This window comes from Bacillota bacterium, assembly GCA_012837335.1.
Classification (GTDB): domain Bacteria; phylum Bacillota; class Limnochordia; order Darwinibacteriales; family DTU012; genus DTU012.
The window spans coordinates 21,277-28,664 of sequence record DURM01000037.1 but is presented as its reverse complement, the minus strand read 5'-3'; the positions used below and the strand labels follow the sequence as shown (position 1 = coordinate 28,664).

8 protein-coding genes are annotated in these 7,388 nt (G+C 45.2%); 1 reads left to right on the top strand and 7 read right to left on the bottom strand.

Features of this window, described 5'->3' with window-relative positions:
- Nucleotides 1-158: 158 nt before the first annotated feature.
- The 6 genes from GX019_05450 to GX019_05425 form a co-directional block, all read right to left on the bottom strand.
- Entirely contained in the window at nucleotides 159-764 is a 606-nt protein-coding gene (locus GX019_05450) for an FMN-dependent NADH-azoreductase (protein HHT36606.1), read from the bottom strand.
- A gap of 180 nt (nucleotides 765-944) precedes the next feature.
- The gene (locus GX019_05445) at nucleotides 945-1,580 is read right to left on the bottom strand and encodes a hypothetical protein (GenBank protein ID HHT36605.1); all 636 of its coding nucleotides are present in this window, start codon (nucleotides 1,578-1,580) and stop codon (nucleotides 945-947) included.
- A 142-nt stretch (nucleotides 1,581-1,722) separates the two neighbouring features.
- Nucleotides 1,723-2,451, bottom strand: coding sequence for a prolipoprotein diacylglyceryl transferase (gene lgt / locus GX019_05440; protein HHT36604.1), 729 nt, complete (start codon nucleotides 2,449-2,451; stop codon nucleotides 1,723-1,725).
- 3 nt (nucleotides 2,452-2,454) lie between these two features.
- The gene (gene ablA / locus GX019_05435) at nucleotides 2,455-3,543 is read right to left on the bottom strand and encodes a lysine 2,3-aminomutase (GenBank protein HHT36603.1); all 1,089 of its coding nucleotides are present in this window, start codon (nucleotides 3,541-3,543) and stop codon (nucleotides 2,455-2,457) included.
- A 12-nt stretch (nucleotides 3,544-3,555) separates the two neighbouring features.
- Nucleotides 3,556-4,899, bottom strand: coding sequence for a hypothetical protein (locus GX019_05430; GenBank protein ID HHT36602.1), 1,344 nt, complete (start codon nucleotides 4,897-4,899; stop codon nucleotides 3,556-3,558).
- Between the two features lie 9 nt (nucleotides 4,900-4,908).
- Entirely contained in the window at nucleotides 4,909-5,688 is a 780-nt protein-coding gene (locus GX019_05425) for an MBL fold metallo-hydrolase (GenBank protein ID HHT36601.1), read from the bottom strand.
- A 107-nt stretch (nucleotides 5,689-5,795) separates the two neighbouring features.
- Here GX019_05425 and GX019_05420 point away from each other — a divergent pair, with 107 nt between their 5' ends.
- Nucleotides 5,796-6,869, top strand: a complete 1,074-nt coding sequence (locus GX019_05420; protein ID HHT36600.1) for an undecaprenyldiphospho-muramoylpentapeptide beta-N-acetylglucosaminyltransferase — start codon at nucleotides 5,796-5,798, stop codon at nucleotides 6,867-6,869.
- 34 nt (nucleotides 6,870-6,903) lie between these two features.
- Here GX019_05420 and GX019_05415 read toward each other — a convergent pair whose 3' ends face one another.
- Nucleotides 6,904-7,299 (bottom strand): Neelaredoxin, encoded by a 396-nt coding sequence (locus GX019_05415; protein ID HHT36599.1) that lies wholly within the window; start codon nucleotides 7,297-7,299, stop codon nucleotides 6,904-6,906.
- Between the last annotated feature and the right edge of the window lie 89 nt (nucleotides 7,300-7,388).

Sequence of the window (7,388 nt, the reverse complement as noted above, 5' to 3'; positions counted from 1 at the left end):
GGTCTTTTGCATCAATACTACGAAGTATGACTGAGGTCTATCAGGAGCGGTATACGCGGTCCGTACGTACCGTTCTGTGAGAGGAAAACCGCTAGGCTGATCACCTAGCGGTTACCTACTCGATTAAAGAATAATAACTAGGCTAGATACTTGAAACGCTAGAAATCACTGGCTTTTTCCTGCGCTTGTTTGATAGCAGCGCCAATAATCGCCTCGACATCACTGCCAACAAGATCCAATCCATCGGCAAAGATGGTTTCATAATCGTTAATGCCTAGAAATCTCATGATTGTCCATACATACCGATCGCCCAGCTCGTACTCGCGGGCTGGGCTGTCAGAGTAGAGTCCACCTCTGGTGACGATATTTACCGCCTTCTTACCCTTGCACAACCCTACTGCTCCTTGTTCGGTGTATTTGAAAGTGATCCCTGGTATACATACGTAATCGAAGTAAGCTTTAAGAATAGCCGGGATGCCTAGATTCCAAAGCGGCTCTGCGATTACATATTTGTCTGCTTCTGCAAACTGGTGCGCGTACTTGAGGACCGGATGGTTTCTGTCATCCGCAGCATCTGGTTTAAATGCGTTCTTTAAGTCCTCCTCGGTTAACCATTGAATCTTTTCTGCATAGAGGTCAAGAGTAATTATTTGATCATTTGGATGGTATTGCCTATAGGCATCTATGAAACTTTCGGATATTTGAAGGGTCCGAGAGCGGTTTTCCGGTTTAGGATTCGCTTTGATATAGAGTAACTTGGCCATAGATCTCATCCCTTTGCGAGAAATAATTAGCAGCCTAGTTATTTATTCTACTTCACTATTACTTGATGCAGACATAAACTCCTTGTCTGAATGTTACGACATTATCAAGTCTCGGGGTTGGAGCCTGTTGCTTACTAGCGATAAAGTCTCCTGTTCTATTTAACCGCGATAGTAAGACAGTTAGAAGAGTAAACTCAGCAGCCAGATAATGAATATAATGGGTGATAGAATAATTGCAATCGGGATAATTACCGAAAGAAAAGTTACGCCTAGGGTAAAGAGCAGTACTCCACCGACAATAATCACAACGATTGCCAGGATCGGAGTAACAACACCGAAGATAGTAAGGAATACGACTCCTAACACGAACAGGCCGATTAAAGCTCTGGCGATGGGGTTTTTCACCTCTTTATTATTAATCACGATAGTATTTCCGCCATTAAACAGCGGTTTGCGCAGTAAAACATAATCCATAATGTCTGGATTTTCTTTCAGATATAAGTAAGCAGCAATACCAAGAATGATTAAACCAATTGGCCAGATCGTACTCCAATAGCTGATTAAAAAAGACTTTTTAAACGCATACGTTAAGCAGACAAGGGAAATAACTGCGTAAACGATGATTTCAAATCGATTGTAATCGCGGCGCTCAGTTTTTGTTATTGAGACAAACAGCTGATAGAGCGATAATCCAGCTATACCTAGGGCAAGCAGTCGAGATAAGGATAGTGAGAAAAAAGTTGTATTTAGGTTGGCAAGTAAGCCAACAACACCGACTACAATCAAGATTGCTGCAATATACTTAGTGTTATCCATTTTATTCACCCTTCGTTGATCTTTTGATTTAATTATATATTTCCTGCGCTGTTGTTTTGAACCTGCTATGGTTGGTTTTTCGATCGGTCTGGAGACTGAACTTAGATAAAAAAGCCTGTGCGTTTGCGGCACAGGCTTCATGCTATTTGTGCTGAATCTCTTTGCGAATAATAAGGGCTAGTGTTAGGATGATAAATCCAATTGCTAGAATTTGGGTGAGTACAAAAGGCCCAATTAAAGGACTGTGCTGTCTGATAAAATCAATAAGTAAGCGTACAACTGAATGGACCAGCATTACCCGAAAAAAGGCGTATCCTGGATATTTTGGTTTCCGCGCCCATCTAAGGGCAAATGGCAGTATAATAATAGAGGCAATCATTTCATAGAGTTGAGCTGGATGGACCGGTCCGCCGCTGTAAGGAAATTCCACAGCCCAGGGAAGGTTTGTCGGAGCCCCGTACAGCTCCCCATTGATAAAATTGCCCAGTCTGACAAAAATATGGCCGATTGTAATGGAGGGTGCAATTGCATCAGCTAAAGTCCAGTAAGGCAGATTCGCTTTCTTTGTCCAGTAATACCCCAGAAGCATGGTGGTAATAATTGCACCGTGAGAACCAAGCCCAGCCCTAGTGAACATCTCTATTGGATTTTGTAAGTAATAGTCAAGATTAGTAACGATAACTCCTAATCTAGCTCCAACGATCACAGCAATGCAGAGCTTAAAGAGCAGATCTTGAACAGCATCCTCATCTAGACCGTATAATCTTGTATGGCGCAGTGTTAGCAGATATCCAATCAAAAAGGCTGCAGCAACAAGGATGCCGTACCAATAAATGTTGATACCGCCGATTGAAAAAGCAATTGGATCCATATATCATTCCTCTTTTCGTTGTTGATTTGGTTCTGGGTAGGTAAAAATTCTGCCTTCATAGTTGCGGATGACTACCTTCTCTGGAGTCTGGCAGATAAGATATTGGGGTAATATCGGAATCTTACCTCCTCCACCTGGGGCATCGAGCACAAACGTTGGAATCGCAAACCCTGATGTATGTCCATGGAGTTTTTCCATGATCTCAATGCCAAGCGATACCGGGGTGCGGAAATGGTCAATTCCTTCGGCTAAGTCGCACTGGTAGAGATAGTAAGGCCGAACCCTAATCTGGAGTAGTTTATGAACCAGCTCTTTTTGAGCCTCGACAGAGTCATTTATGCCCTTTAACAGAACAGTTTGGTTCCCGAGAGGAATGCCCGCATCTGCAAGTAGGGCGCAGGCCTCAGCTGCTTCTGGTGTGATTTCTCGCACATGATTAAACTGGACATTTATCCAGAGCGGGTGATACTTTCTCAGTATATTCACCAGTTCCGGAGTGATCCGGTATGGATTGACAGCAGGCACTCTGGTGCCGATGCGCACGACCTCCACGTGGGGGATCCCTCGAATGGCAGCAATAATGTTCTCCAATGAACTGTCGCTTAAGGTAAGGGGATCGCCGCCGCTGATCAGCACATCGCGGATCTGGGGATTGTCACTGATATATTGGACAGCTCTGCTCAGCTTGGTTTGAGAGATTGCTGCTTCCTTAAAGCCAACGCGGCGTCTTCTCGTGCAGTGTCGGCAGTACATGTTGCAGGTTTCGGTTACAATCAGCAGTACCCGGTCGGGGTACCGGTGAACCAGATTCTCTACAGGCGACATTTCGTCTTCGGAGAGAGGATCCGCAAGACCGCTGCGAATGGATTCCTGAATCAGCGGTATTGCCTGACGCCTAATTGGACAGTTAGGATTGTTTTTATCAATTAGACTGGCAAAATAAGGGGTGACTGCTACGGGAAAACTGGGATTTTCCAAGGCTGCTTTTTCTTGGTCAGTCAGTTCAACTATTTCTGCGAAATCTGCTTCAGTGCGCAAACGATTGCGAAACTGCCACCGCCAGTCCTGCCAATCATTTTGCTGTGTATACACAAGTCGTCACTCCTATTTTATCATTGTCGGAACCATAACTGCGTCTACCATACCATGAATCAGTTTTTTATCCAGAGGACATATCGTTGCCAGCATACCGGCAAGCTCTACGCGATTGTTTTGTACAAAATAATAGGGGCAAAGCCGCACACGGCCTGACATTGCTTTGGGTTCCTTAGTATCAAAATCATAGTATTGGGCAGAAACCCGTCTTCCCTTGAAAAATTTCTGCAGGATATATGGGTTTTTCGGGAAACTTGCCAGCGCCTGATCAATCGTTTCGGACCACACCTTACTTGATACATCGTGACCGATGCACACTCCATGGCTGCCCCAGGAAAGCTCGGAAAAACCAGAGATCTTGATCACCATCTCCCGCTCGCGCTGTGTAGCTGCTTTTAACTGCTGCCAGTCTGTAATCGGACTGTCACCCAGCGTCAGGTTGGGAATTACGGCATGGGGAGGGAGAGGACGATTATCCATGATCCAAGTTGGCGGCAGCACTTTGAGCAGCAGCTGATATCCCTTGTCTCCTAGCTTTTCACTCCAGTATTCTGCTAAAGCGGGGTGGTGGAGGAATGCGAACAGCAGCTTTTCCTCTAGATAGCTTTTCAGCGGTGGAGTAATCAGTACAGTCTGCTTACGCACCGCGTAAAGGATTAGATCCATTTTTGGTATATTTTTAAGGTCGAACAGCTCAAAGAAGCGGTAAATAACATCGATCCGCTGGCGTTTGTGATCGATATCCAAATATAATCCGTCTTCTTTGAAGATTAATTCCTCTGGACGGACAGCATACGATGTTAATCCGAAAGCTGTCAGTGTATTGGCAATCCATTCCATCTCGCCAAAATAGTCCTGGGATTCTTCTGATACCACAATCGCCAGCATAGGATCAGACTGACCGGCTAAATTCCGAATCGCTTTGGCAAAATTGGAGACAATGCCATCTCTTCCTCCAATAAGTTCGAAACCGGCATCAGCATAATGCTGGGACAGTTCTCCCAGCATGCCGAACCCACCAGGGACAGAGTCAAGCTCAGAAATTATAAAACCATCATCAGTCAGAATCACATCAGGTCGAATAATAAAAGGCAGATCATTTTTAAAGCGGCGCATGCGGCCGTAATCACGTACGCTTTCGGTCTTACCAAAATCAAGATACTCGTGAATCCAGCTTGGATAATGACCGCGTAAGCTTAAGTCGTAAAGTTCATTCACTGCTTGATAGAACTGCAATAATACAGGACCTAGATCATTAAGTTGCGAGTAGGTTTCTTGATCCACAGCAAATGGTTCAACGCCTACCCTAAACTTACGATCCATATCAGTAAATATTTCTGTCAGATCAACCATTCATATCCCTCACATAAATGGATTTATTTTACTTTCCACAGCTGCGGTAGTCACTGGACCATGACCCGGACAGATAGTGGCTGCTTCGGGCAGAGTGAGAACGCGGCGCGCTGAACTTAGGTGACTCTGCCAGTTTGATTCAGATGCTCTGCCTACTGAGCCGGCAAACAGCAGATCACCAACAAAGATGATATCAGGCAGGAGGTAGCATCGGCTGTCATCGGTATGGCCGGGAGTATCCCAGATTTGCAGCGGTGGAATACTGCTTAGCAGTTCATTTTCAGTAATCGATTCCGGAAAGACCGGAGTCTTAAAATATTCGCGAACAGCCTGCAGGCTGTGGGCATGATCCTTGTGGCTGTGGGTTAGAAGGATGCCCATCGGATTAACCCCGATCTGATCGATTAAATGGAGGATGCGGCTTGCTTTAACACCCGGGTCAATAATAATACAGGCATTATGCTGTTTTAACTTAACAACATAGCAGTTGGCTTCACCAAGTTCGCCATAAAGAACGTAACAGGTAACAGCCTCTGTATTGATAGTAGCGGGAGCGGGAAGCGCTGTTACTTTCACAAACTGTTTTAAATTACTCGGATTAAGGTTCAGATATGCGGCGATTGCTTCAATAATATTAGGTTCCGGTATCCATTGACCTGCTTCAGCGGCTGCCGTTTGGGCGGTAGTAAGTCCCAAATCCCGGGAAAACATTTCAGGAGTTATCCCCAGCCCTTGGCGAGCCTTTTGAATCACATCACCAAAGTGATCTTCTAGCTTTTTCTTGATCAAGTCGGATACCCCCTTTTTTTGGTAATGATTCCTAAAAGAATCCTTCGCGGCAGTAGTTGAATTTCCTGCCTAAGTTCCTGTAAGATTAAGGGTAAGGAGGCTGTTTTATGAAAAAGATCATTCTTACTGGCGGTGGCTCCGCCGGTCATGTTACTCCCAATTTGGCATTGATTCCTGAACTTGAAAAACGAGGGTGGAATGTTGAATATATTGGCACTCACAGCGGAATTGAGCGGCAGCTCATTGGTGAGCGTGTGCCTTACCATCCCATCAGCGCGGGGAAACTGCGTCGTTACTTCGATCTGCAGAATTTTATCGACCCATTCCGCGTCCTTAAAGGAGTAGTTGATGCCTATCGAATTCTCCGCCGCCGCAAACCTAAGGTTATTTTCAGTAAAGGCGGATTTGTATCACTGCCGGTTGCAGCAGCTGCAAAAATGCTGGGAATTCCAGTAGTGCTGCATGAGTCTGATTTCACTCCCGGGCTGGCAAATAAACTAGCAGCACCTTTAGCTGCCCATATATGCTTAACTTTCCCGGAAACAGTCAAATATGTGTCCCAGGCAAAAACTACCGTTACCGGCAATCCAATCCGCAGAACCCTGCTTGATGGCAGCATCCAGAGGGGAAGAGAAACCTGCGGTTTTGACAAGTCTAAACCTGTCATATTAGTTATGGGCGGAAGCTTAGGAGCGGTCAGGATTAATCAAACAGTGCGGCAGGCGCTGCCGACGCTTCTGAAAAACTATCAGATTGTCCATATCTGCGGTCGTGGAAACATTGATCCTAGTATCGATCTTAAAGGCTATCGCCAGTTTGAATATGTGGCAGAGGAACTTCCGGATATTTTTGCCCTGGCAGACATAGTTATTTCTCGAGCTGGAGCTAATGCTTTGTTTGAACTGCTCACCTTAAAAAAACCCCATATTTTAATTCCCCTTTCACAGCAGGCTAGTCGGGGAGATCAGATCTTAAATGCTAAATCCTTTGCAGAGCAGGGGTTCAGCCTAGTACTCGAAGAAGAGCAGCTGACCGCTGACTCGTTGACTGCCGCTGTTGACAATCTCACCCTTAATAAAGACCGCTATTTACAGGCGATGTCAGCAAGCAAGCTGACCGATGCGGTTTCAGCGGTGATTGAAGTAATTGAATCAACCGCGAAGGACAAAGACCTCACCTAGGTTTATCGGTGAGGTCTTTGTATGAGTTCGCTATCTATGCAATTTCGATTCTCTGTGAGTTTTCCCACAATCCGTGGATGTTGCAGTAGCTGAGTGCCATAATGGTCCCTGATTGATTCAGCTTGATGCTTGTAGTTGCTTTTGGTTCAGTGTAAGCTGGACCTTCATTTGGTCCTGCTACGCACTCGCCATGAGCAGTAAACTGAAAATCTGCCAGCTCATAGGTGAAGTTATCGTTATCCGGTTGGAAGCAGATCTTAATCCAGCGAATATGATGCTCGGTTGTGTTTGGGTGGGCAATATCTGAACCAACATGGACGGTAATGGTGATCTCGTCGCCTGCTTTAGCAGATTCGGGAGCGACAATGGTGGGAACATGCTTCTCGTGTTTCCAATCACCACTGCGTAAAACATCGGCAAATTTTTTCATTTAATGAAGCCTCCTCATTTAATAGTAATAGTTATGGTTTAAGTTACCTTTCGCGATTATTTTAGAAAATCCTGCTTTTGTTGCCACAA